Raw genomic sequence first — 26,309 nt, 5'->3', positions numbered from 1 at the left:
GCCATCCTAAATGATTGGTGAATTTCTTACTCCCTCCCCTTACTAAGGGGAGGGTTGGGGTGGGGTAAAAAAATTACGACTCATGTAGGGTTGCTATAAACCGCTAGAATTTCTTGGGTTAAGGCATCAATTGGCAGCTCTTTCCACTGCTTGTTCCCCTTATTGCCTACAAACGACTACATTTCATCATGGTGGATCGTTAGCGTGCCTTGGTTTTTTGACTTTACTTGAACTTTCCGGGAGACTGAGGCTAATTGTTGAAAAACACATAGTATTGGAACCAACGGGGGGACACCCTCGTGACTTTTACAATCGCGACTCAAGATATTTTTTCTAATAAAAGCTGATCTCTCAATTTTTTTGTTTCTTCTGAAATCCTTTGATGTCTGGGGTTTTAAACAAACTGCCTGTGACAATATATACATTTAAAGTTTTGCTTAGCGCTGGGGGTGGGACAATTTTTAACGATGTTTGGATAACCGAAACGGTGACAATTCATGGAGTTGAGAATTAACAAGGCTTAGGTACGTCGCATGATAACTCCTTACCCTTACTATGCCAGACCACCTGAAAGCCTCTTCGCTGCCGAAAAACTAAGAGTGTGTTATAAAAACATAATTTGTTCCTTTCTAAAGCGCTATTCTCGACACAACGAACCCGGTGTGTTTTGACTTCGCGTTAATTTTTACCAGAAAAATAAATATGCTCTCCATTCCAGGCATTGCCGTCCAGAAGCTGCTTTACGAAAGTGCTAACTCTCTGGTTTACCGGGCCCTTCGGGAAGCGGATCGCCAACCGCTCATCCTCAAACTGCTCAAAGAAAGCTACCCGACACCTCAAGAATTGCTACGCTACCGCACCGAATACCGAATCACCCGAGAGCTGAAAGAGGCGGGAGTCGTGCAAGTTTATGACTTGCAAAAATACCAAAACAGCCTCGTGATTTTTGTGGAGGACTTTGGCGGGGAATCCTTGAAAATATGGATGCAGCAGCGAAAGTTTAGCCTCAAGGAATTTCTGCAAATTGCGATCGCTGCCACTGAAACTTTAGGGCAAATTCACAGTGCCAACATCATCCACAAGGATATTAACCCTTCTAATATAGTATTCAATCCAGCGACCGGACAGCTCAAAATTATCGACTTTGGCATTTCCACTCAGCTAACGCGAGAAATGCCAACCCTGAAAAATCCCAACGTTTTAGAAGGAACCCTCGCTTACATCTCGCCGGAACAAACTGGTAGGATGAATCGTTCTATCGATTACCGCACTGACTTTTACTCGCTCGGTGTCACCTTCTACGAATTGCTGACAGGAAAACTGCCTTTTGAGACAGAAGACGCTTTAGAGCTAGTTCACTGCCACATTGCCAGACAACCAGTTCCCCCGCACGAAATCAAGCCAGAAATTCCCCTAATTGTTTCGCAAATTGTCAGCAAGCTGATGGCAAAAAATGCGGAAAATCGCTATCAAACTGCATTGGGCCTTAAGCAGGACTTAGAAATGTGTCTGGTTCAATTACAAGAAACCAATAGTATAGAAGAATTTGACTTGGGAACGCTGGATCTTACAGACCATTTCCTGATTCCCGAAAAGTTATACGGCAGAGAAACAGAAGTTTTTCATCTATTAAATGCCTTTGAAAGAGTTCGTAATGCTAGTGCCGAAATGATGCTAGTAGCTGGCTTTTCTGGGATTGGTAAAACCGCAGTAGTGAATGAAGTGCATAAGCCGATCGCCCGACAGCGTGGCTATTTTATCAAAGGCAAATACGACCAATTTCAACGCAATATTCCCTTTTCGGCATTTGTGCAAGCATTTCGGGAATTGATGGGACAATTATTATCAGAAAGTGACGCTCAGTTACACAGATGGAAAACCCTGATTCTCACCGCAGTAGGCGAGAGTGGGCAAGTCTTGATTGACGTAATTCCTGAATTAGAACACATCATTGGCCCTCAAAGTTCTGCACTAGAATTGTCGGGGAGTGCCGCCCAAAATCGCTTCAATCTGCTGATGCAGAAATTTGTCCAAGTATTTACCCAAGCAGAACATCCCTTAGTGATGTTTCTGGACGATTTGCAGTGGGCCGATTCAGCATCTTTGAAGTTATTACAACTATTGATGGAAGATACGGGCCATCTGTTAGTATTGGGTGCTTATCGGGATAATGAGGTATCACCAGCTCATCCGTTTATGTTGACTGTGGATGAGATTGTGAAGTCTGGGGCAGTAGTGAATACGATTACCCTGCAACCGTTAAGTTTAGCAGATCTCAATCAGTTGGTAGCAGATACGCTGATTTGCGATTTATCTTTAGCCGGGCCCCTGACAGAATTGGTTTATCAAAAAACCCAAGGTAATCCATTTTTCTCGACTCAATTCCTCAAGGCATTGTATGAAGATGGTCAAATTATTTTTAACCCCCCTCAATCCCCTCTTAGTAAGGGGGGCAGTAAAGGGGGGTGGCAGTGCGATATTAATCAAGTTACATTTGCCGACGCCTCGGATGTGGTGGAGTTTATGGCGGCGCAATTGCAGAAGTTGCCTGCCGAAACTCAGGATGTTCTCAAACTGGCGGCTTGCATTGGGGCGCAGTTTGATTTAGAGACAGTGGCAATAGTCAGCGAAGAATTACCAGAACAAACGGAATCAGCACTGTGGAAAGCCTTGCAAGAAGGACTCATTTTAGTGATTTCAGAAGGGTATAACTTCATTCAAGCCGATGCTCAATCCCCAAATCAGTCTGTTGCTAATCCCACTTATAAGTTCCTGCACGATCGCGTCCAGCAAGCGGCTTATTCATTGATTCCCGACAACCAAAAACAAGCCACTCATCTGAAAATAGGACAGTTACTGCTACAAAGCTCTTCCGAGATAGAAACAGAAGAAAAAATCTTTGATATTGTGGGGCATTTAAATCAAGGAATTGAGTTAATTCATCAATTAAGTGAACGCTCAGCCTTAGCCCAACTAAACTTAGAAGCTGGACGTAAGGCCAGAAATTCTACCGCCTACGCTGCGGCAAATATCTATCTACAAACGGGAATAGAGCTACTGACAGTCAACTGCTGGCAAACTCAATATGAATTGACACTAAATCTATATGTTGCTGCTGCTGAAATTGCCTATTTGAATGGGGACTTTGATGGTATGGAACAGATGGCAGCACTGGTTTTGCAAGAAGCTCAGACGATTTTAGATCGAGTTAAAATTTACGAAATTAAAATTGCCGCTCAGACAGCCCAGAGCAAGGTGTTAGAAACGATCGCAGTAGCAAGAGAAGCACTCTTACAATTGGGGATTGAACTGCCTGCCGAACCTGATCAAGCCAAGATTGGCAAAGCGCTACAATCCCTTGCGGCCCTCCTCGGCGACAGAAAGATTGAAGAATTGGTTGACCTACCTGTGATGACAAATCCACAGACTCAGGCAGCTATGCAACTGTCTGGTATGTTGTTTCCACCCATTTTCCAGGGAATGCCCGGTTTGCTGCCCCTGCTGAGCTCAACGATGGTGAGTTTATCGCTCTCCTTTGGGAATGCACCCGCATCGACGGTGGGTTATGCGATGCACGGGATGGTTTTCTGTGCCTTTTTCCAAGAGGTGGAAACGGGCTATGGCTTTGGGCAATTGGCACTTTCATTGCTGGATCGGTTGAATGTACCGGAATTTAAGTCCACAGTTCTACTTTTGTTTGGTGGCTGGATTCAGCATCGCCAAGAATCTCTTTTGGCAACGATACCGACGCTGAAAGAGGGCTATAGGTTTGGTATGGAAACCGGCGACTTTGTAGACGCTGGCTACAACATATATATTTGCTTTTATACTCATTTATTCGCTGGTGTAGAACTAGACACTTGGGAACCAGAAATAGCAAGTTATAGGGCGGTAATGGCGCAGTTGAAACAATATTCTGCGCGGGTTTATTTGGATATGATTCAGCAGACGGTGCAAAACTTGAGGGAAACCCATACTCGGCCGGATTTGTTAATAGGCTCTGCCTACGATGAAACGGTGATGATTCCCAAGCACTATCAGGATAATGAATTCACGGCGATCGCCTGTGCCTGCATCTTCAAACTGCTGCTTGCTTACTGCTATGGCAATTACACGGCTGCCCTAGACCACATTTCCCAAGTCAAACAGTATTTGATGGGAGTCTCTGGATCAGCATTTGTTCCAATTTTTCATTTTTATGCAGCCCTGACGCACCTGGCACTTTTTCCCGGACAGCCAGCAATTGAGCAAACTGAAATTATTGCCTTAGTGGAAACCCATCAAAGCACGCTGCAACAGTGGGCGCAAAATGCTGCGATAAATTATCTGCATAAATGGTATTTAGTGGAAGCAGAACGGCAACGGGTGTTGGGCAATAAAGCCGAGGCGATTGAAATGTACGATCGCGCAATTTCGGGAGCCAAAGAAAACAAATATGTTAATGACGAAGCCCTGGCCAACGAACTAGCAGCCAAATTCTACGGGGAATGGGGCAAAACAAAAGTTGCTCAAGCCTACATATTTGAGGCGTATTATTGTTATGTTGAATGGGGAGCCACTGCTAAGGTAACGGATTTAGAAACGCGATATCCCCAATTATTCGCGGTAACTCAACCGGGAAGGAAAAATACTCAAACTACCGTAGCAATGACAACGACTGGTTCGGGGAATCACCTAGATATCGCCGCAGTCATGAAGGCTTCTCAGGCGATTTCTGGAGAAATTATGCTAGATAAGCTACTGTCTAGCTTAATGAAAATTTTGATGGAAAATGCAGGGGCGCAACGAGGCTATCTGATTTTGTTAAGCCGGGGACAACTGTTCATTGAAGCTGAAGGGACAATCAATGACGAACTCGTCACCGTGTTGCAGTCAATCCCCGTTGAAACCTGTCAAGAACTTTCCTCTGCAATTGTCAATTATGTGAGTCGTACTCAAGAAAGCGTGGTACTAGATGATGCTGCGCGATCGGGACAATTTACCAACGACGCCCACATCCGAAAGCATCAGCCCAAATCAATTTTATGTGTGCCGCTGATTAACCAATCTCAAATCATTAGTATTGTTTACTTAGAAAATAATCTAACAGCGGGTGCTTTTACCCCTGAAAGAGTGGAACTATTAAAAGTGTTATCTGGACAAGCAGCTATCTCGATTCAAAATTCTAAGCTTTATACAGAAGTACGCAAAAATGAAAGCAGGCTGGCTCAACTCAACACAGCTTACGAGCGATTTATTCCCCATCAATTCCTCCAGTTTCTAGAGAAATCAAGCATTATTGATGTGGAATTGGGCGATCAAGTGCAGTTAGAAATGTCGGTGTTGTTTTCCGACATTCGCGACTTCACCACGCTTTCGGAAACTATGACGCCGGAGGATAATTTCAAATTTATCAATTCTTATCTCAGTCGTATGGAACCCGTCATTAATGAAAATAAGGGGTTTATCGACAAATATATTGGCGATGCGATTATGGCGCTATTTAGTGGCGAGGCGGATAATGCGGTGAAAGCGGGAATTGCTATGCTGCACCGCCTCGCTGAATACAATGAATACTGCGCTAACGCTGGCTGTGCACCGATTCAGATTGGGATTGGGATTAATACGGGTTCTTTGATGCTGGGAACTGTGGGAGGACCAAATCGCATGGACGGGACAGTCATCAGCGATGCGGTGAATTTAGCTTCTCGCGTAGAAAGTTTGACGAAAAATTATGGGGTGGCGCTATTAATTACCCAGCCAACTTATACGCGCCTAAAAAATCCATCCCAGTACGCAATCCGCACCCTCGATACGGTAAAAGTCAAGGGCAAATCCGAAGCTGTGACGATTTATGAGGTTTTTGATGCAGATCCGCCAGAAATTAAACAGGGCAAGTTAGCTAGGCTGGAATTGTTTGCAGAAGCTAGGGCACTTTACTCGGGAGGGAAGTTATTTGAAGCGGCGCGGCTTTTTGAAGAGTGTTGGCGTCACAATCAGGGCGATCGCGTTGCTAAAATGTACTGGGAACGCTGTGAGTCTGCATTGGTGACTCGCACAAAAATCAAAGACAGGCTACACAATTTAAATTAAGCGGTTGCTATATCTGAAAAGCACAGCAAAAGTACGATCGACTGTTGAGACACCCTACCAACTAGGCGATCGAAATCGGGGCAACCAGAAAGTATTTGCAGGCTGCTAGCCAAAAAACTCAACATTTGTTAACAAACCTTATTTTTTCCTTTTTAACGCGCTATTCTATACACTAAGCTGGTGCGTTGTGACTGCGCGTTAAATTTTAGCAGAAAAATCAATATGCTCTCTATTGCAGGCGTTGCCGCCCAGACACTTCTCTATGAAAGTGCCAACTCTCTGGTTTATCGGGCTATTCGGGAAGCAGATAACCAGCCGATTATCCTCAAAATGCTCAAAGAAAGCTACCCCACACCTCAAGAGTTGGCGCGCTACCGCACCGAATACCGCATCATCCAAGAGTTGAAAGAGCCAGGAGTCGTGCAGGTTTATGACTTGCAAAAATACCAAAACAGCCTCGTGATGTTTGTGGAGGACTTTGGTGGCGAATCCTTGACAATTTGGATGCAGCAGCGAAAGTTTACTATCGAGGAATTTTTGCAAATTGCGATCGCCACCACTGAAACTTTAGGGCAAATTCACAGGGCAAACATCATCCACAAAGATATTAACCCCTCGAATATTGTTTACAACGCGGAAACGAAACAATTAAAAATTATTGATTTTGGTATTTCCACTCAGCTAACGCGAGAAACGCCAACCCTAAAAAACCCGAATATTTTAGAAGGCACATTAGCCTATATTTCACCCGAACAAACGGGGAGAATGAATCGCTCTCTCGATTACCGTGCTGATTTTTACTCCCTCGGTGTTACCTTTTACGAATTGCTGACAGGAAAACTGCCTTTTGAGACCGAAGATGCTTTAGAGTTGGTTCACTGCCACATTGCCAGACAGCCAGTTCCTCCGCACGAAATCGATCCCACAATTCCCCTAATTCTCTCGCAAATTGTCAGTAAACTGATAGCGAAAAATGCCGAAAACCGCTATCAAACAGCCGGGGGGCTAAAGCACGATCTAGAAATGTGTCTAGTTCAATTACAAGAGACGGATAGCATAGAAGAATTTGACTTGGGAACGCGGGATATTACCGACCGTTTTCTGATTCCCGAAAAACTATACGGCCGAGAAACTTCAGTTTCTAATCTATTAGCAGCCTTTGAGCGAGTCAGTATCGGTAGCGCCGAAATGATGCTGGTAGCTGGCTTATCTGGGATTGGGAAAACCGCCGTAGTGAAAGAAGTACATAAGCCGATCGCCAGACAGAGGGGCTATTTTATTAAAGGCAAATACGACCAATTCCAGCGTAATATTCCCTTCAGTGCATTTGTGCAAGCATTTCGGGAATTGATGGGGCAATTATTATCAGAATCCGATGCTCAATTACAAACATGGAAAACCCTGATTCTAACAGCAGTAGGCGAGAGCGGGCAAGTGCTGATTGAGGTGATTCCTGAGTTAGAACGCATCATTGGCGCTCAAAGTCCTGCGCTAGAACTATCAGGGAGTGCGGCCCAAAATCGCTTCAATCTGCTGATGCAAAAGTTTGTGCAAGTATTCACCCAAGCCGAACATCCCTTAGTGATATTTTTGGACGATTTGCAGTGGGTAGACTCGGCATCTCTGAAGTTGCTACAAGTATTGATGGAGGATACGGGGCATCTGTTAGTATTGGGTGCTTATCGAGATAATGAGGTGTCCGCTGCTCATCCATTTATGCTGACGGTGGATGAGATTGTTAAGTCTGGGGCAGTGGTGAATACGATTACTTTGCAACTGTTGAGTTTAGCAGATATTAATCAGTTAGTGGCAGATACGCTGATTTGCGATTTATCCTTAGCCGGGCCCTTGACAGAATTGGTTTATGAAAAAACTAAAGGTAATCCCTTTTTCTCTACTCAATTCCTTAAGGCATTGTATGAAGATGGTCAAATTATCTTTAACCACCCTCAGTCCCCCCTTACTAAGGGGGGAAGTAAAGGGGGGTGGCAATACGATATTGCTCAAGCTAGACTTACTTATGCCTCGGAGGTGGTGGAGTTTATGGCGGTGCAATTGCAGAAGTTGCCTGCCGAAACTCAGAATATTCTCAAACTGGCGGCTTGCATTGGGGCGCAGTTTGATTTAGAGACATTGGCAATAGTCAGCGAAGAATTACCAGAACAAACAGAATCAGCGCTGTGGAAAGCCTTGCAAGAAGGACTCATTTTAGTGATTTCCGAAGGCTATAACTTCATTCAAGCCGATGCTCAATCCCCAAATCAGTCTGTGGCTAATCCCACTTATAAGTTCCTGCACGATCGCGTCCAGCAGGCGGCTTATTCCTTGATTCCCGAAGACAAAAAACAAGCCACTCATCTGAAAATAGGACAGTTACTGCTACAAAGCTCTTCCGAGATAGAAACAGAAGAAAAAATCTTTGATATTGTGGGGCATTTGAATCAAGGAATTGAGTTACTCAATCAATTAAGTGAACGCTCCGCCTTAGCCCAACTCAACTTAGAAGCTGGACGTAAGGCTAGAAATTCTACCGCCTACGCTGCGGCAAATATCTATCTACAAACGGGAATTGAGCTACTGACAGTCAACTGCTGGCAAACTCAATATGAATTGACACTAAATCTTTATGTTGCTGCTGCTGAAATTGCCTATTTGAATGGTGACTTTGATGGTATGGAACAGATAGCTGGACTGGTGTTGCAAGAAGCTAAGACGATTTTAGACAAAATTAAAATTTACGAAATTTCAATCGCTGCCCAGACAGCCCAGTGGAAGATGGTAGAAGCCATCGCCGTGGGCAGAAATGCACTCTTACAACTGGGGGTTGAACTCCCCACCGAACCTGACGAAGCCTTGATTGGCAAAGCGCTACAAACTTTTGCCCGCCAACTTCAGAGCCGAAGAATTGAGGAATTGGTCGATCTACCAGCGATGAACAATCTCCAGAGTCAGGCAACCATGCAACTGTTAGGAATGTTACCTGGATCGATTTTCCTGGGAATGCCCGGTTTGCTGCCTCTGCTTAGCTCGACGATGGTGAGTTTATCGCTCTCCTTTGGGAATGCACCCGCATCAAGCGTGGGGTATGCAATTCATGGGATGGCATTGTGTGGTTTTTTGGGAGAGGTAGAAACAGGCTATGCCTTTGGGCAATTGGCACTCTCATTGCTGGATCGGTTCAAGGCGCGGGAATTCAAGCCTTTAATACTGGTTCTGTTTGGGGCTTTTATTCAGCATCACCAAGAATCTCTAAGGGCAACGATACCGACGCTGAAAGATGGCTATACGGCTGGCATGGAAACAGGCCACTTTATAGACGCTGGCTGCAGCATAAGTATTTACTTTGATGCAAACTTTTTTGGTGGCGTAGAGCTAGACACTTGGGAAACGGAAATAGTAAGTTACAGTGCTGCCTTGGCTCAGGTGAAGCAATATTTTGCTCAGGATTCTTTGGATATGAAGCAGCAGATGGTGTGGAACTTGAGGGAAGCCCGTATTCTGTCGGATTGCTTAATCGGCTCTGCCTACGATGAAACAGTGATGATTCCTAAGCACCATCAGGATAATCAACTCAGTGCGATCGCTGCTGTCTACATTTATAAACTGCTGCTTGCCTATTCATGGGGCAATTATCCGGCTGCCTTAAACCATATTTGCCAAGTCAAGCCGTATTTGATGGCATTATCGGGATTGGTTTTTGTTCCCGCTTTCCATTTTTATGCAGCTCTGACGCACTTGGCACTCTTCCCCACACAGCCAGAAACCGAGCAAGGTGAAATTTTGGCCCTGATGGAAGCCCATCAAACCACTCTGCAACAGTGGGCCCAAAATGCTCCGATGAATCATCTGCATAAATGGTATTTGGTTGAGGCCGAAAAACATCGGGTTTTGGGCAATAAAGCCGAGGCGATTGAAATGTACGATCGCGCCATCTCCCTCGCTAAAGAAAATCAATTTCTCAACGAAGAAGCCCTTGCCAACGAACTCGCCGCCAAATTTTACCTAGAATGGGATAAAGAAAAATTTGCCCAACTCTACATGATTGAGGCGTATTATTGTTATATCCAATGGGGAGCCACTGCTAAGGTAAAAGATTTAGAAACGCGATACCTCCACTTATTAAAACCTATTCAAGCCGGAAGAAAAAACACTAAAACTACCGCAACCGTGACGACTACGGGTTTGGTAAATCACTTAGATATCAGCACAGTAATGAAAGCTTCTCAGGCGATTTCCGGTGAAATAATGCTAGATAAGCTACTGTCTAGCTTGATGAAAATTTTGATGGAAAATGCAGGCGCCCAACGAGGCTATCTCATTTTATCAAGCCAGGGACAACTGTTCATTGAAGCTGAAGGGACCATAAATTCCCAACAAGTCACCGTGTTGCAGTCAATCCGCGTTGAAGATTGTCAAGAACTTTCCTCCGCAATTGTTAATTATGTCGCCCGCACTCAAGATACCGTGGTACTAGATGATGCGGTTCGAGATGGACAATTTACCAACGACTCCTACATCCAAAAGCATCAGCCTAAATCTATTTTATGTGTGCCGCTAATTAACCAATCTCAAACCGTCAGTATAGTTTATCTAGAAAACAATCTGACAGCCGGAGCTTTTACGCCAGAAAGAGTGGAATTATTAAAAGTGTTATCGGGACAGGCGGCTATCTCGATTCAAAATTCTAAGCTTTATACAGAAGTCCGCGAAAGTGAGAACAGACTCGCTCAATTTTTAGAAGCAATTCCAGTAGGTGTCTCAGTGCTGGATGCTTCTGGCAAACCTTACTATAGTAATCGCGCTGCGATCCAATTATTCGGTAAAGGAGTTATTCCTGAAGTCACCAGCGAGCAAATACCCGAGGTTTATCAAATCTATCAAGCGGGAACAGAGCAAGAATATCCCTCTGCACAATTGCCCACTACGCGGGCGTTGAGTGGCGAAAGTGCCACTGTAGATGATATGGAAATTCACCAAGGCAACAAGATTATTCCGATCGAGGCTTGGGGTACTCCCATCTATGATGAAAAGGACAACATTTCTTATGCAATTGTAGCCTTTCAAGATATCACGGAGCGTAAAAAAGCCGAAACAGAGCGCATCAGATTTACCGCTGAACTCTTTCTACTCAACAAAGCTTACGAGCGCTTCGTCCCCAATCAGTTCCTCCATTTTTTAGAGAAACCAAGCATTGTCGATGTCGAATTGGGCGACCAAGTGCAGTTAGAAATGTCGGTGCTATTTTCTGATATTCGCGACTTCACTACGCTTTCCGAAAGTATGACGCCGGAGGACAATTTTCAGTTTATTAATGCTTATTTATCTCGGATGGAATCAGCGATTATTGAAAATCATGGCTTTATTGATAAATATATTGGTGATGCGATTATGGCCCTATTTAGCGGTAATGCTGATAATGCAGTAAATGCCAGTCTTGCCATGCTGCATCAACTTCAAGTATACAATCAAGAGCGGGTTAATTCTGGTTATGCCCCGATTAAGATTGGCATTGGCATTAATACGGGGAATTTAATGTTAGGCACGGTGGGCGGGCAAAATCGCATGGATACGACGGTAATTAGTGATGCGGTGAATTTAGCTTCTCGTGTGGAAGGATTAACAAAAAATTATGGTGTTGCTTTACTGATTACACAGCAAACTTTTAATAAGTTAGCTAATCCTAGCAACTATGCTATGCGGATGATTGCTCAAGTTAGTGTTAAGGGAAAAGTAAACTTATCTACTATTTATGAAGTTTTTGAGGCAGATATTCCTGAAACAAAGCGAGGTAAATTAGCAACAAAAAACTTATTTGATCGAGGTGTGAGCTTATACCGCCAACAAAAATTTATCGAAGCTACAGAATTTTTTGTTCAATGTTTAAGCTTCTGCCCTTCGGATCAAGTTGCCCAAATTTATTTGGACTGGTGTGAGCAAAAAACTATCACTTTAAACATCGATCTATTAGAGAGAATTTTAGCATTAATTAAACCTCACTCTGATGAATTTGTCAGTAATTTTTATGAAATCCTTTTTAAGGATTCTTCTCAGATTAAAAGTCTTTTCATGAATACAAAAATGGCACACCAAAAAGAAAAGCTTTGGCAAAGCTTAGAAATAATTATTGAAAATTTACGGAAACCTAAGTTAATTAATGTTTTGGCTAAAGGATTAGGTGCAACTCATGCCAAATATGGCGTTTCAGTAGAACATTATCCTGTTGTGGCCAATGCACTCATTCAAGCCCTGAAGGCGCAGATGGGTTTAGAGTGGACACCTGCAACTGAGAAAGCTTGGGTAGAGGCTTATAAAATTATTCAGTCAGCTATGATTGATGGCATGGCAGCTATGTGACCTGGATGAAGTGTTTGAGGCCGACACGCCAGACATTAAAGAGGGCAAGTTAGCTACGCTGCAATTGTTTGCCGAAGCTTTGGAAATTTACTCGGAAAGGAAGTTAGCTGAGGCGGGGCGGCTGTTTGCCGAGTGTTGGCGTCAGAATCAGGGCGATCGCGTGGCTAAAATTTATTGGGAACGCTGTCAGTCTACTTTAAGAAATCGCACAAAAATTAAAGACCGGCTACACAATTTAGATTAATTGGAACAGTCCCAAACTCGATCGCTACATTGTTAGAGGCGGAGATCATTTTCATTTGACGGGGTGACAACCCCGTCAACCTCGGCTCGCTATAATCTATGTTACATTCCTGCGATAGTTGAGAATATTCTCGTCGCAGGTATTCTAGTGCGTCATTAATTACCTCATCCTTTTCAGCTTCATCTCCTGGAATTTGGACATAAGCTTCATCAAGAACAGATTTAATTATTTGAAAGCAATTCATAGTACATAGCTACTTGACAGCAGTCTCATTTTAAATCACGATTCAGGATTTTGTTGGTGAATACATGAAAATTTATGTAGGTTACAAAAAGTAATTATCCTTGTCTTGTTAAAATGCTAAAATTAGCTTTACATGATTAATGGTAAAGCTGGGCAGTGTTTGTGTCAACAACTGTATATTTATAAATTTCAGTAAAAGGTAATCATCGAGCAGATTTATGTATACTCAACTTTCATTGTGGGAAGAGCCAAAAGCAGAAAGCCAGAAGCATGGTCAGCAATTATCTCTGCCTGATGCCGAAATAATCATGTACCGCGACTTCTTCAATAACAATGAGAGCAACCAGATATTTGCGGAATTGTACGGCACTATTAATTGGAAGCAAGAGGCGGCTCTGCTTTTTGGCAAGCAAGTCGCTATACCGCGACTTAGCGCATGGTACGGAGATGCAGGTAAATCTTACACTTACTCCCAAATAAAAATGGAGCCTAATCTATGGACACCTACACTCATAACCATCAAATCTAAAATAGAAGCAATAGCAGGTACATTGTTTAACAGCGTGTTGCTTAATCTATATCGCGACGGCAAAGATAGTGTAGCTTGGCACAGTGATGATGAATCAGAACTTGGTGAAAACCCAGCGATCGGTTCTGTAAGTTTTGGGGCTACTCGTCGTTTTATGCTCAGGCACAAATATCAAAAAGAAAGGAAAGTAGAAATTCAATTAACTCCTGGAAGCTTCCTGCTGATGAAAGGAGTAACCCAGCATTTTTGGCAACACCAAATCCCGAAAGCAGCCAAAGTTACTGAACCAAGAATCAACCTTACTTTCAGGAAAGTAACCTAAATGAATTAATGGTAATTTGTAATTTGCATATGCGTTTATCTGCCTTTACGTGCGGTTTAAATAAAAAATATTGCAACTTTTGTTAACAGTAAAAGTAGCGATTTTCGCACAGCAATAACAGTACCGCCGAATTAGCGATCGCACGGGAGTGCCGCTGCTACGGCTGAATTTGAGTCAAACGGCTAGTTTGTTGCCGCTGCGAGGGTTTTTGGCGGGTAAGCAGAAAGGCTCAGAGTGGTGTGAAGCGCGATCGCACTTATTGTCTCTCAAAGTCTCCTTCTTCACGTTTACCCATTTTGCCTGTTAATGTGTAGTGCATCGCCTTAAATTTTACCTCATCTTTACTCCCTAAATCTTTCAATTTTCCTAACTAACTCGAAGCCAAATTGCCTCACACTATTGACATAACTTTGGTCATATGTCTATTAATAATTTGTAAATAGCTAGGTCTGAAGGAACACCAAGCTCGACAAAAATAATTATCTCTGAAGATAGAAGAACCCCAAATTAAACACAGCTAATCTATAAAACTATGAGGGAGAAAAAACTACTTAAAAATTGATTAATATAAGGGATTTTTAAGTAGAGCTTAAGAGAAAAAAAGGAAATTTATGGTACTGAGTATTATTGTTCACGGTGGAGCAAAAACCATCACAGAAGAGAAGGTTGCAGCCAACAATGCAGGCTGTACCGCAGCAGCAGAAGCTGGTTGGGCAGTGCTGACAAGGGGGGGTACAGCAGCAGAAGCTGTTGAGGCAGCTATCCGGGTTCTGGAAGCTGACCAGACATTTAACGCAGGCTTTGGAGCGGTTCTCAACAACCAGGGAGAGGTAGAGCTAGACGCAGCGATGATGGAAGGCGGTTTATTAGCTTGGGGAGCGCTCGCCAATGTTCAAGGCGTGCGCCATCCCATCTCAGTGGCCCGAAAGATTATGGATAAAAAACCCATGTTCTTAGTAGCGGATCACGCCGAACATTTTGCAGCAGAAAATGGAGCCGAAATGTCTGCAAAAGAAGACTTAATCGCTGACGAGCAACAGGAAGAGTGGGAGGAGGAAAAAGAAGTTATTGACCGCCCCAATACCGTTGGTTGTGTAGCTTTGGATAGTAGTGGCACCTTAGTTGCCGGTACCTCAACTGGGGGCACTATGAATAAGCCCGCTGGTCGCGTCGGCGACAGCGCCATTATTGGCTCAGGCTTGTTTGCTGACAGTCAACAAGGCGGTTGCTCGACCACAGGCGATGGCGAGTCGATTATACCAGTAGTTCTGGCTAAGACGGCGATCGACTTTCTAGCGTCCGGCAAGCACCCAGACGAAGCAGCGAAGATGGCAATTGAGACTCTGGCCTCTAAGGTGGCAGGAGAAGCTGGGTGCATCCTCATAGACCCTCAAGGGCGGGTTGGCTGGGCGCATAACTCAACCGACATGGCTTGTGCTTATAGAACCTCAGAAATGGACAAGGTGGCTGTGTTCACTAAGAAAAAACAACTCGTCCATCATTGAAGTTATTGAGGCTGCATTCTCTCTAGTTGGAGAGAGTGACAATTTCGCAACTAATATCTTATTTCCTAGGTATTAAGTAGCTGGACATCAATAAACACTCTTTCAATTTGTAGGGCGGGCAATGCCCGCCCTACGTTTAATTATTATGTCGAGCTACTTACTTGCCGGGAAAACAATTGAATTCAAACTCGACTTGAAGGTTTCTGATGAACTCAACATACGACTTTCCTTACTTTCAGGGTAATTCTCTTTCCGATTTGTTTGCTCCAGACATCACAGATGCACGTTATGCGTTTATCCTAAATTATCCTGCAACTGCGAGTTGGGCTGCTTACCCCAACAGGAAAAAATACTTTATTCAAGATGGCAGCAGTGAAGCCACCAAAACTTCTTTCGACAAGATTGGTCAGAAGGAACCGTGGAAAAATCTGGCTGTGTTAGGTGATGCCATCCCAGGGATTGTGATTAATCAGCCGCCGAACTCGCTGATGGACTATTGGCGGGAGTATTTTGGCTTCAGCTACAGCAGTATGGAGATGATAGACTGCTCAAGTTATCTCGAAGATCTCAGCGTAAGCGATCGCTTTGACAAACTCCTGACTCTATTTCCCTTCGACAATCTCAAGCCCGAAAAACACGCCGTCCATCCCGACATCCACTACCACTTGCTCAGCAAAGCAACGCTAGCAGAATTAGGCGTGCAATGCCCGAAATACGAAACCTACAATCTGCACGAAGTCAATCTCGAAAGCATTCAATTACCAGAGCAATTCCCCTACTTGATTAAAGCATCCCACGGGCTCTCTGGAGAAGGCACTTATATTATCAAAAGCGCCAGCGATCTGAACTACTGCTTGCAGGAAGTGAGGAAATATCTCGATATTAAGTTGCTGGATACGATTATTGTCTCGGAATTCGTCAAGAATGAAGTGCAGAACTACTGCGTGCAGTTCTATGTAAGCAAAACGGGAAATATCACGCTTATCGGCACTACCAGTCAACTTGTCACCCCAGAGGGCAGCTATTTAGGGGGACTGATTCACTACCGCGAAACCGACATGAGTAGGTTTTTTGAGATGATTGCGGCTATTGGTAAATATGCTCACCAACAGGGTTATTTCGGCGTTATTGGCTTTGACGTGCTGGAAGACTCTGAGGGACAACTGTATGCCATTGATGCCAATTTCCGAGTTAATGGCTCCACTCCGCTTTGTGTGCAGCGCCATACTTTACTGGGGCTGGGAAAGGAGGTGGCTAAATATTCCAGTAACTGCCGAATGGATGGGACTTTGGAATCGATTCTTGTCACCCTGAAACCCGAACTCGATCGCAAGGACTTGATAATCTTGTCAGCTTTAGAGAAGGTTAAATACGGAAAAATCTACACGGAAATGTACGGGATAGTGGCGGGTGAGGATATGAAGGAAATGCAGCACATCGAGGAGAACTTGCACAGTAAGGGATTGCAGCAATTGGGTTAATATCTACTCTACCCCTTGCCGCGGTTATGCGGTTTCCCCGCTCATCTGGCGCGCACCACCAACACCGAACAAGGAGCCTCAGCGACAACCTCAGCACTCACCGAACCCTCCAAAATTCGCTTTACACCAGTCAAACCGCGACATCCGATCGCAATTAAATCGGCCTTATAAATATTAGCCAAACGCAAAATTTCTGCTGCCGGTTCCCCCGAAACAATCTCCAACTCGCTCTGGCAAGGCAACTTTTCCTGATAAGATTGCAGTAACTTTTCCACCTCTCGGTAAGCAATCTCATCTCCCTGAGCGTGAGGTCGATCGACAACCGCGTCAAAATCCGACGTACCAGAACTCACAACATGAACTAGAATCACCTTTGCCGTCGGTTCTAGGCGAAATTGCCCCACAGCTTGCAAAACCCGTTCTGCAAGCTGTGAATTGTCGATCGCTACCAAAACAGTATTCAATACCATGCACCTTTAAATTTCAGATATTTAGACTTTAAATTTTTCGTTGATTGTCGCCTACTGTCCACAATTTCGCGCTTCCCACCAACATCATTATTACCTACCCAGAAACCCGGTTTCTTAACATAATTGCGTCATTTAAGCAAGATACTTAAAGAAACCGGCTTTCTTAAGCCCGGAGTTGGTAAGTAGGTAGGTGCAAATAAACTGGGCCGCTTGTCACAGAATGTAAAGCTACCATAATCGCAAGAGAATTGCTTCCTTTCATTGCATTTCACTCACTTTTGACTACCTATGTATTTTGCCGATCATCTGCTTAAATCTACCCTCTAAAATTTATCCTTTCCCTCATTTTCAGTCCGCAGCCGCACCGAATCAGCGTGAGAAGGAAGCCCCTCTGCTTCGGCTAAAACATTAATCGCTTTACCCACCTTCTTAAGTGCAGCAGGCGAATATTGAATCAAACTCGAATGCTTCATAAAAGTTTCGACACCCAGCGGCGACGCATAGCGCGGAGCCCCTGAAGTCGGCAAAGTATGATTCGGGCCCGCCAAATAATCACCCACAGCTTCCGGCGTCGAGCAGCCCAAGAAAATCGCCCCAGCGTGGCGAATTTGGTCGAGCAAAGCCCAAGGATCTGCAACTTGCAATTCCAAGTGTTCGGGCGCAAACTCATTAGAGAGTTCCGCCGCCGCTTTGAGCGAGTCAACTACTACGACTAAACCATAGTTGGCGATCGCCTTTTCTGTTAAAGTTCGGCGCGGGTGATTGGCCAACTGTCTGTCTACCTCAGCCACCACCTTCCTAGCCAGCACCGAATCCGCCGTCAGCAAAATTGCCGACGCCATCGAATCGTGCTCAGCTTGAGCCAACATATCCGCAGCCACGTGTACAGGATTCGCCGAACCATCCGCAATAATCAACACTTCCGACGGGCCAGCCAGAGAATCGATCCCCACAGTCCCGTAAACCAGTTTTTTAGCCAGGGTGACGTAAATATTCCCCGGCCCAGTAATTAAATCCACCTTCGGAATTGTTTCCGTACCGTAGGCTAAAGCTGCGATCGCCTGCGCTCCGCCTACCCGATAAATCTCATCAACTCCCGCTTCCTGAGCCGCTACCAGCACCGCAGGATTCATTTTCTTCTCCTGTCCGGGGGGAGTACACATCACCAGTCTCGGCACCTTGGCGACCTTCGCAGGAACCGCATTCATGATCACCGAGCTCGGATAGGACGCCTGACCGCCAGGAATGTAAATTCCCGCTCGATCGACCGGTGTGTAGCGCTTGCCCAAAACAATCTCGTCATCACCAAACTGCACCCAAGACTTGGGTACGCGCTGTCGGTGAAACGCCTCTACCTGTTTGCAAGCCAGCCGGATGGCATTTAATAATTCTTTCGACACCTGCTGGTAAGCAGCATCCAATTCGGCGCCGCTGACCCGTAAATCTTCCACATTTAGGGTCATGCGGTCAAATTCAGCAGTGTAGTGCAGCACAGCCTGATCGCCTCTGCGCCTTACAGCTTGCAGCACCTCCCGCACGGTGGCTTCTTTGTGAACGACAAGTTCGTCATGGGTGCGATCGCAGATCCGTCGCAGTTCAGCTTGTGCCTCAACCCACTGAGTAATGATTCGCAGCATGGAGATTAGGAATGCCGTCTATAACTTCACTAACATTTGCTTGACAATTGGGGATTTTTGTGGAGTTTTCCTAGAGAAGTAGGCCACCACCAGTCCACAAGCTTAAACCGCGAGAGTCGCGGCATTTTCCAAGGCTTCAGTGCAGCGTTTAAATCTCGATCGAGGATTTTGCAACACTGAGGACAAGTCACAACCTTCTCTCTTGAATTGCCCGCCAGAGAACCAGGTGCGGAGGAAGAGGGTTGGAACGCAGAGGGGGAGAGTGTCCTACCCCGATAATATCCGAGAGGGAGAGTGTTCGAGCGGAAGAATTTTGATTCTGCCTTCTACCTTCTACCTTCAGATCCGTGCTGTCTTCTACCTTCTACCTTCAGCTTTTTACCTTCTACCTTCGGTAAGTGCTTCTTACCGAAGCCCAAATCACCCGTATTCTTTGTTATAGCTTAACTTGGATTTTTCAGAGAATTGGATTTTAAGCAGAATAGATGCTATATTAGTTTTTCCAACACCTGATAATTTTTTTATAAAAAAACGCCAAATTATTGTATACTTGAAAATTGCGCGCAAGAAACCGTGACTTTAACTCGTGACGGTGGAAACACCGCAAAACGCCTGCGTAACACCCGTGTCATACCTTTGGGTATTGTCAGGGGTAAAAAACAGGCAGTTAAATGAGTCAATAAAAAATTATTGCGCGGGCGTCGCCAAAAAGTAGCCACAGACTCAGCTCAATCTGAGCGAATGGAAAGTGGCTGTCTCACTCCGCCATTAAAAATCAAGCTTTTTGCGGATCGATCCCGAAAAGGTTGTCCTTCAAAATCCCCGTGTCTTGAGACTGTCTTGAGACTAGGGTGTATCAATGAATACCTACTTCCAGCAACTGAACTATGGCAAATATTAAGTCCGCCGTCAAACGAGTCAAAATCGCCGAACGTAACCGCTTGTACAACAAATCTTACAAGTCAGCGGTCAAAACTTTGATGAAGAAGTATTTCGCTGCCGTAGACAAGTACGCCGCAGCTCCGAGCCCGGAATTAATGCAAGAAGTCCAGCAGCGAATGTCTGAGGCCTACAGCAAAATTGACAAAGCTGTCAAAAAAGGTGTAATCCACCGCAACAACGGCGCTCGCAAAAAGTCCCGCTTGGCAAGAACCCTCAAGCCGCACGAAGTATCGGTAGCATCTTAAGGAAGAAGGAAGTTCGGCAACGAAGCAGTTTACAAGATTTAAGGGATGGATGTTGAGGGAAGCAGTCAAGCGTGAAGCAGTCAAGCGTGAAGCAGGAAAAAAGAAGACGGAAGATTTTTCCCACACACTCTCTGCCACTCCCACTCCCAGACTCTCTCACTCCCCCCTCGCCCTATCCCACTAGGACTCTCCCGTATCACCTCTAATCTGCTTCCCCCATGCAGCTCATCGACACTCACGTTCATATCAACTTTGAGACCTACAAATCTGAGTTAGAAGCCATTCGAGAACGCTGGCGCGAAGCTGGTGTAGTTCGGCTGGTTCATTCTTGTGTAGAGCCAGAAGAGTTTGCCGGCATTCAAGCAATCGCCAATCAGTTTGCAGAAGTCTCGTTTGCAGTGGGACTCCACCCCTTAGATGCCGACAAGTGGAAAGACGAGACTGCCAGCCAGATTAGGGAATTAGCGAATTCCGACTCTAGGGTAGTGGCGATCGGCGAAACCGGACTGGACTTTTATAAAGCTGACGATCGAGAACACCAGTTTAAAGTGTTTGAGGCACAGCTTGCAATCGCCCAGGAACTTGACAAACCAGTCATTATCCACTGTCGCGACGCCGCCGCCCCAATGGCCGAAATGCTGAGGAACTTTTGGCAAACACGCGGGCCAGTGCGCGGGGTTATGCACTGCTGGGGAGGCACACCCGAAGAAACCCAGTGGTTTTTAGACCTAGGTTTCTACATCAGTTTTAGCGGAACAGTCACCTTTAAAAAAGCCTTGCAAATACAAGAATCAGCTTGTATGGTAAATAGCGATCGCATCCTAGTCGAGACAGATTGCCCTTTTCTCGCCCCCGTACCCCAGCGGGGAAAACGCAACGAACCAGCCTATGTCTACTACGTAGCCGAGCAAGTTGCTAAATTGAGAGGAGTTTCTCTATTAACTTTGTCCCAGCAGACAACCGAAAATGCCTGTCAGCTATTCGGCTTTTCAGTTTAGCTGATTCAGAATAGAGAAACGAGGAAAACAGGTCGATTTAGGGGCAAGCGATAGGGACAATCCCATTTATATCCTGCCCGAAAAACCGGATTCATCCTTTATTTGAGATTCTTTTGGCGTTGCCTGCTGCGATCGGATTTGCGTCCTATAATAAAAAGAACCGACCGATCGGGCGTTGGCTTAGTATCCGCGACTGCGATGTCGCCCGGTTGCGGCCAACACAAAGCGAGTACGCTAACCTTCGGGATCGCCAAAAACTTCACGCAATACCTCAAACTTACACATCAGAAGAAACTTGGAACCTCAGCAATTTGGCAATAGCTGTCAAGTCAATTTTAGGAGTCAAAAGTGTAGGGAACTTACCCTGGGACACCCCGATATCGAAGCTAAAAGCATCTCGATCGAAACCAAAATCCGCACAAAAATACTGCGAGCCACCCGCAAAAATAACCGTTGCAGTAGTTGGCAGGCGATCGAAAACATCATATAAATTCTCTCACACAATCAATCAAAAAAACGCAACAAGGTAAAAAAGCCCAGCCTTGGCGCCATGTAAAAAGCTAGAGCCACTGCGGAAAAAGGACCCCCATGACCACTAAAGATTACACAGAATTCGCCTTCACCTTGCCCGATTTGATCGAAATCCAGCGGGCAAGTTTTCGCTGGTTCCTAGAAGCCGGGCTGATCGAAGAACTCGACAGCTTCTCCCCGATTACAGACTACACGGGCAAGCTGGAACTCCACTTCATGGGCAAAGACTTCAAACTCAAACGCCCCAAATATGATGTGGACGAAGCCAAGCGCAGGGACAGCACCTACTCGGTGCAAATGTACGTCCCCACCCGCCTGATTAACAAAGAAACAGGGGAAATCAAAGAACAAGAAGTATTCATCGGCGACTTGCCATTGATGACCGAGCGCGGCACTTTCATTATCAACGGCGCAGAACGGGTGATTGTCAACCAAATCGTGCGTTCCCCCGGCGTCTACTACAAATCAGAAACCGACAAAAACGGTCGCCGTTCCTATAATGCCTCGCTCATCCCCAACCGCGGCGCTTGGCTGAAATTTGAAACAGACAAAAACGATTTAGTCTGGGTCAGAATCGACAAAACCCGCAAACTCTCAGCCCAGGTGCTGCTCAAAGCCCTCGGACTCACAGACGGCGAAATCTACGACTCACTCCGCCACCCGGAATACTTCCAAAAAACGATCGAGAAAGAAGGACAATTCGGCGAAGAAGAAGCTTTGATGGAGCTCTACCGCAAACTCCGTCCAGGCGAACCCCCCACCGTGGCGGGCGGCGAACAGCTCCTAAACTCGCGCTTTTTCGACCCCAAACGCTACGATTTGGGCCGAGTCGGTCGCTACAAACTCAACAAAAAATTGCGCTTGACAGTCCCCGATACGATGCGGGTGCTGACATCCCAAGATATCTTGACGGCGATCGACTACTTAATTAACCTCGAATTCGACATCGGCTCCACCGACGACATCGACCACTTAGGCAACCGCCGCGTCCGCAGTGTCGGAGAACTGCTGCAAAACCAAGTGCGCGTCGGTCTCAACCGCTTAGAACGGATCATCCGCGAAAGAATGACCGTCTCGGATGCCGACTCCCTCAGCCCCGCTTCTCTGGTCAACCCCAAACCGCTGGTAGCAGCAATCAAGGAATTCTTCGGTTCCTCCCAGCTATCGCAGTTCATGGATCAAACCAACCCTCTGGCAGAACTGACTCACAAACGTCGGCTTTCCGCCTTGGGCCCTGGAGGTCTGACTCGGGAACGCGCCGGGTTTGCAGTGCGGGACATTCACCCGTCCCACTACGGCCGGATTTGCCCGATCGAAACACCAGAAGGCCCCAACGCCGGTCTGATCGGCTCATTGGCAACCCACGCCCGCGTCAACCCCTACGGCTTCATCGAAACTCCTTTTTATCCAGTAGAAAAAGGACGGGTGCTGCGCGACAAAGCCCCTGTTTACATGACAGCCGACGAAGAAGACGATTTGCGCGTAGCCCCCGGAGACATCAGCCTCGACGAAAACAACAACCTCTTGGGCGAAACCGTAGCCGTCCGCTACCGCCAAGAGTTTACTACCACCACTCCGATGCAGGTGGACTACATGGCGATTTCGCCCGTGCAAATCGTCTCCGTCGCGACATCGCTGATTCCGTTCCTAGAACACGACGACGCCAACCGAGCTCTGATGGGTTCAAATATGCAGCGGCAAGCTGTGCCGCTACTGAAACCAGAACGGCCCCTAGTTGGTACGGGCTTGGAAGCTCAGGCGGCGCGAGATTCCGGGATGGTTGTGGTTTCCCGGATCGACGGCGAGGTGATTTACATCGACGCTACCCGGATTATTGTCAAACCCCTGGCTGTAGATGCCGAATCGAATTCCAGCGAAGAACATTTCCTGATTAAGGAATACGACGAGCTCAAAGTCAAACAGCCATCGGTTTGGAAGCAAAAATATGCTGGCTGCATCGAACATGAGCTGCAAAAATATCAGCGTTCTAACCAGGATACTTGTTTAAACCAGCGTCCGCTGATTTATGAGGGCGATCGCGTCGTAGCAGGTCAAGTGCTCGCCGACGGTTCCTCCACCGAAGGAGCAGAACTCGCTCTGGGTCACAACATCCTCGTAGCTTATATGCCTTGGGAAGGCTACAACTACGAAGACGCGATGCTCATTAGCGAGCGTTTGGTGTACGAAGATGTCTACACTTCGATCCACATTGAAAAATACGAAATCGAAGCCCGCCAAACCAAACTCGGCCCAGAAGAAATCACTCGCGAAATTCCTAACGTCGGTGAAGACGCGCTGCGCCAGCTAGACGAACAGGGGATTATTCGCAAAGGTGCTTGGGTGGAAGCTAGCGACATTTTGGTGGGCAAAGTGACCCCCAAAGGTGAATCCGACCAACCGCCGGAAGAAAAACTGCTGAGGGCAATCTTCGGGGAAAAAGCCCGCGACGTGCGCGACAATTCCCTGCGAGTTCCTAACGGCGAAAAAGGCCGCGTGGTGGACGTGCGGGTGTTTACCCGCGAACAGGGCGACGAACTGCCCCCCGGCGCCAACATGGTCGTCCGCGTCTACGTGGCTCAAAAGCGGAAGATTCAAGTCGGCGACAAAATGGCCGGCCGCCACGGAAATAAGGGTATTGTGTCCCGGATTCTGCCGATGGAGGATATGCCTTATTTGCCCGACGGGACTCCCGTTGACATAGTGCTCAATCCCTTGGGCGTACCGTCGCGGATGAACGTGGGTCAGATTTTTGAGTGCTTGCTGGGATGGGCCGGCGAAAATCTGTCTATGCGGTTCAAGATGGTGCCTTTTGATGAAATGCACGGCGCTGAAAAGTCTCGCGAAACCGTACACGGCAAGCTACAGGAGGCACGCGAAAAAACCGGCAAGCCTTGGGTGTTTAACGAAAAGCACCCCGGCAAGACTATTGTCTACGATGGCCGAACTGGGGAACCGTTCGATCGCCCGATCACAGTCGGCATCGCCTATATGCTGAAGCTGGTGCACTTGGTAGACGATAAGATCCACGCCCGCAGCACAGGCCCTTACTCGCTGGTAACGCAGCAGCCTTTGGGCGGCAAAGCGCAGCAGGGGGGTCAGCGGTTCGGAGAAATGGAAGTCTGGGCTCTGGAAGCGTTCGGCGCAGCTTATACTTTGCAAGAGTTGCTGACTGTGAAGTCGGACGATATGCAGGGGCGGAATGAAGCGCTGAATGCGATCGTCAAAGGCAAAGCTATTCCGCGCCCCGGTACGCCGGAATCTTTCAAGGTGCTGATGCGGGAGTTGCAGTCTTTGTGCTTGGATATTGCCGTGCACAAGGTGAATACGTCCGACGAGGGCAGCGAGCACGTTGAGGTGGATTTGATGGCAGATGCTGGGGGCAAGCGATCGCCCTCCCGGCCTACTTACGAATCCCTTTCTCGTGACGAACTGGACGAGGATTAGGCATTAAAGATTAAAGATTAAAGATTTTTTGACAGCATTGAATTCTTTAATCTTTAATCGGCAATCTCAAATTAAAATGCCTCAGCAGTGTTCGTACCACTGCTGAGGCGAATCAACGCTCTAAACAGGAGAGACGCTGAACATGAATATTGTAACAGTTGTCCCAGGAATTCAAGGAGAAGTTGACCGGGCGACGGGCTGTATTAATTGGCAAGGGAGCAAGTTTGGCAACGGTTACGCGCGCAAGTGGATCGATGGCAAAACAGTATTAGTCCACCGTTTAGTCCTCGAATCGAAAATAGCAGGGTTCCTCGGTTCCGGTTATTTTGGTTGCCATACCTGCGACAATCGAAGCTGCATCAACCCGGCACATCTGGTAGTAGGTACTGCTGCTGAGAATACCGGGCAGATGATTGGGCGCGATCGCAAAACTCCCAGACGCAAAAGTATTCCCGGTATTGGCATATTGTCGATCGCACAACTACGGGAAATTCAGACTAAATATTTATCTGGAACAGTCAAAAACCACCTAGCAAAAGAGTATGGGGTACAACATGAAACTATTACTAAGATACTTCAGACAAATATTCCCGATAACTTCACTACAGTTTCGCCAGGTTTTTTAGGAGAAATTCAAGACAACGGCTGCATCATTTTTCAAGGCTCAAAGGACGGTCAAGGCTATGGCAGGTACTTTAAAAATGGGAAATCGAAATCAGTCACTCGTGCTGTTTTAGCAGAGAAATTAGGATGTGAAATTCCCACTTCAATAGATGCTTGTCATAGCTGCGATCGTCCCAGTTGTATCAATCCAGAACACCTGTGGGGTGGTACTCGTTCCCAAAATTCATTAGATGCTTCTAAGAAAGGACGCACTCAAGGCAAAAGTCATCCCCTTTCCAATGCCAAATTAGACTGGGAAAAAGTGCGAGAAATTCGGCAAAAACTAGCAGCAGGAGAGAGAGTGAAGGATGTAGCTCAGAAATACAGTGTTGGTCGCAAAACCATACACGATATTAAGTATCACGTCACTTGGAAGGAAGCAGGCGAAGAGGTTCCAGTTCCTCGCACGGGTGGATATCTCGATCGCAAGCTAACTTTTGCTCAAGCTATTGAGATCCGAGAACGAATCCAAGCCGGAGAATCCCTTGCTAAAATAGCTCAGGAATTTGGAGTATCCAGAAATATCATTTCTGATATTAAAAGAAACGTCACCTATAGAGGAGAGTAATATTGATTTGAGTTCAAAACGAAGCAAACAAAAAATATAAATTGCCAGCACTAATCGACAG

General features: G+C 46.1%; 15 protein-coding genes. 11 read left to right on the top strand and 4 right to left on the bottom strand.

All coding sequences use genetic code 11. From position 1 onward, the window contains the following. The first annotated feature begins 702 nt into the window (after positions 1–702). The gene (locus tag QUA74_RS00180) at positions 703–6,072 is read left to right on the top strand and encodes an AAA family ATPase (protein WP_333323866.1); all 5,370 of its coding nucleotides are present in this window, start codon (positions 703–705) and stop codon (positions 6,070–6,072) included. On the opposite strand, the gene QUA74_RS00175 is transcribed toward QUA74_RS00180, so the two are convergent. Further along, the gene (locus tag QUA74_RS00175) at positions 6,069–6,197 is read right to left on the bottom strand and encodes a hypothetical protein (protein WP_333323865.1); all 129 of its coding nucleotides are present in this window, start codon (positions 6,195–6,197) and stop codon (positions 6,069–6,071) included. The two genes, QUA74_RS00180 and QUA74_RS00175, sit on opposite strands and share 4 nt — an antisense overlap. A gap of 97 nt (positions 6,198–6,294) precedes the next feature. On the opposite strand from QUA74_RS00175, the gene QUA74_RS00170 reads away from it, so the two are divergent. Then, on the top strand, positions 6,295–12,426 hold the full coding sequence (locus QUA74_RS00170) for an AAA family ATPase (protein WP_333323863.1): 6,132 nt from the start codon (positions 6,295–6,297) through the stop codon (positions 12,424–12,426). Then, the gene (locus QUA74_RS00165; protein WP_333323861.1) at positions 12,407–12,670 is read left to right on the top strand and encodes a hypothetical protein; all 264 of its coding nucleotides are present in this window, start codon (positions 12,407–12,409) and stop codon (positions 12,668–12,670) included. Before QUA74_RS00170 ends, QUA74_RS00165 begins: the two co-directional genes overlap by 20 nt. On the opposite strand, the gene QUA74_RS00160 is transcribed toward QUA74_RS00165, so the two are convergent. Next, entirely contained in the window at positions 12,642–12,914 is a 273-nt protein-coding gene (locus QUA74_RS00160; RefSeq protein WP_333323859.1) for a hypothetical protein, read from the bottom strand. The two genes, QUA74_RS00165 and QUA74_RS00160, sit on opposite strands and share 29 nt — an antisense overlap. A 217-nt stretch (positions 12,915–13,131) precedes the next feature. Between QUA74_RS00160 and QUA74_RS00155 the strand changes: the two genes are divergently transcribed. The 3 genes from QUA74_RS00155 to QUA74_RS00145 all read left to right on the top strand — a co-directional run bounded on the left by QUA74_RS00155 (position 13,132) and on the right by QUA74_RS00145 (position 16,750). Beyond that, a complete protein-coding gene (locus QUA74_RS00155; RefSeq protein WP_333323857.1) occupies positions 13,132–13,764 on the top strand; it encodes an alpha-ketoglutarate-dependent dioxygenase AlkB in 633 nt (210 codons plus the stop codon). Positions 13,765–14,375: 611 nt separating this feature from the next. Further along, positions 14,376–15,269 carry an isoaspartyl peptidase/L-asparaginase family protein gene (locus QUA74_RS00150; RefSeq protein ID WP_333323855.1) on the top strand — a complete coding sequence of 298 codons (894 nt, stop codon included), beginning with the start codon at positions 14,376–14,378 and terminating at the stop codon, positions 15,267–15,269. Between the two features lie 206 nt (positions 15,270–15,475). Continuing rightward, positions 15,476–16,750: a carbamoylphosphate synthase large subunit gene (locus QUA74_RS00145; protein WP_333323854.1), complete on the top strand. Its 1,275-nt coding sequence runs from the start codon at positions 15,476–15,478 to the stop codon at positions 16,748–16,750. 41 nt (positions 16,751–16,791) lie between these two features. Here QUA74_RS00145 and QUA74_RS00140 read toward each other — a convergent pair whose 3' ends face one another. Together QUA74_RS00140 and hisD are read right to left on the bottom strand one after the other, a co-directional pair. Beyond that, the gene (locus QUA74_RS00140) at positions 16,792–17,220 is read right to left on the bottom strand and encodes a universal stress protein (protein WP_333323852.1); all 429 of its coding nucleotides are present in this window, start codon (positions 17,218–17,220) and stop codon (positions 16,792–16,794) included. A 323-nt stretch (positions 17,221–17,543) separates the two neighbouring features. After that, entirely contained in the window at positions 17,544–18,857 is a 1,314-nt protein-coding gene (hisD, locus tag QUA74_RS00135) for a histidinol dehydrogenase (protein WP_333323850.1), read from the bottom strand. 887 nt (positions 18,858–19,744) lie between these two features. On the opposite strand from hisD, the gene rpsT reads away from it, so the two are divergent. The 5 genes from rpsT to QUA74_RS00110 all read left to right on the top strand — a co-directional run bounded on the left by rpsT (position 19,745) and on the right by QUA74_RS00110 (position 26,248). Beyond that, positions 19,745–20,044 carry a 30S ribosomal protein S20 gene (gene rpsT, locus QUA74_RS00130; RefSeq protein WP_333323848.1) on the top strand — a complete coding sequence of 100 codons (300 nt, stop codon included), beginning with the start codon at positions 19,745–19,747 and terminating at the stop codon, positions 20,042–20,044. 218 nt (positions 20,045–20,262) lie between these two features. Then, positions 20,263–21,042, top strand: a complete 780-nt coding sequence (locus tag QUA74_RS00125; RefSeq protein WP_333323846.1) for a TatD family hydrolase — start codon at positions 20,263–20,265, stop codon at positions 21,040–21,042. A 295-nt stretch (positions 21,043–21,337) separates the two neighbouring features. Continuing rightward, positions 21,338–21,532 carry a hypothetical protein gene (locus tag QUA74_RS00120; RefSeq protein ID WP_333323844.1) on the top strand — a complete coding sequence of 65 codons (195 nt, stop codon included), beginning with the start codon at positions 21,338–21,340 and terminating at the stop codon, positions 21,530–21,532. A gap of 98 nt (positions 21,533–21,630) precedes the next feature. Then, positions 21,631–25,017 carry a DNA-directed RNA polymerase subunit beta gene (rpoB, locus tag QUA74_RS00115; protein ID WP_333323842.1) on the top strand — a complete coding sequence of 1,129 codons (3,387 nt, stop codon included), beginning with the start codon at positions 21,631–21,633 and terminating at the stop codon, positions 25,015–25,017. Positions 25,018–25,159: 142 nt separating this feature from the next. Beyond that, complete coding sequence (locus QUA74_RS00110) at positions 25,160–26,248, top strand: HNH endonuclease (protein ID WP_333323840.1); 1,089 nt, start codon at positions 25,160–25,162, stop codon at positions 26,246–26,248. Positions 26,249–26,309 lie beyond the last annotated feature (61 nt).

It is taken from the genome of Microcoleus sp. LAD1_D3 (assembly GCF_036702135.1).
Taxonomy (GTDB): Bacteria; Cyanobacteriota; Cyanobacteriia; order Cyanobacteriales; family Microcoleaceae; genus Microcoleus.
Note: the sequence above shows the minus strand (reverse complement) of the source record. Positions and strands in the feature narration are given on the sequence as shown.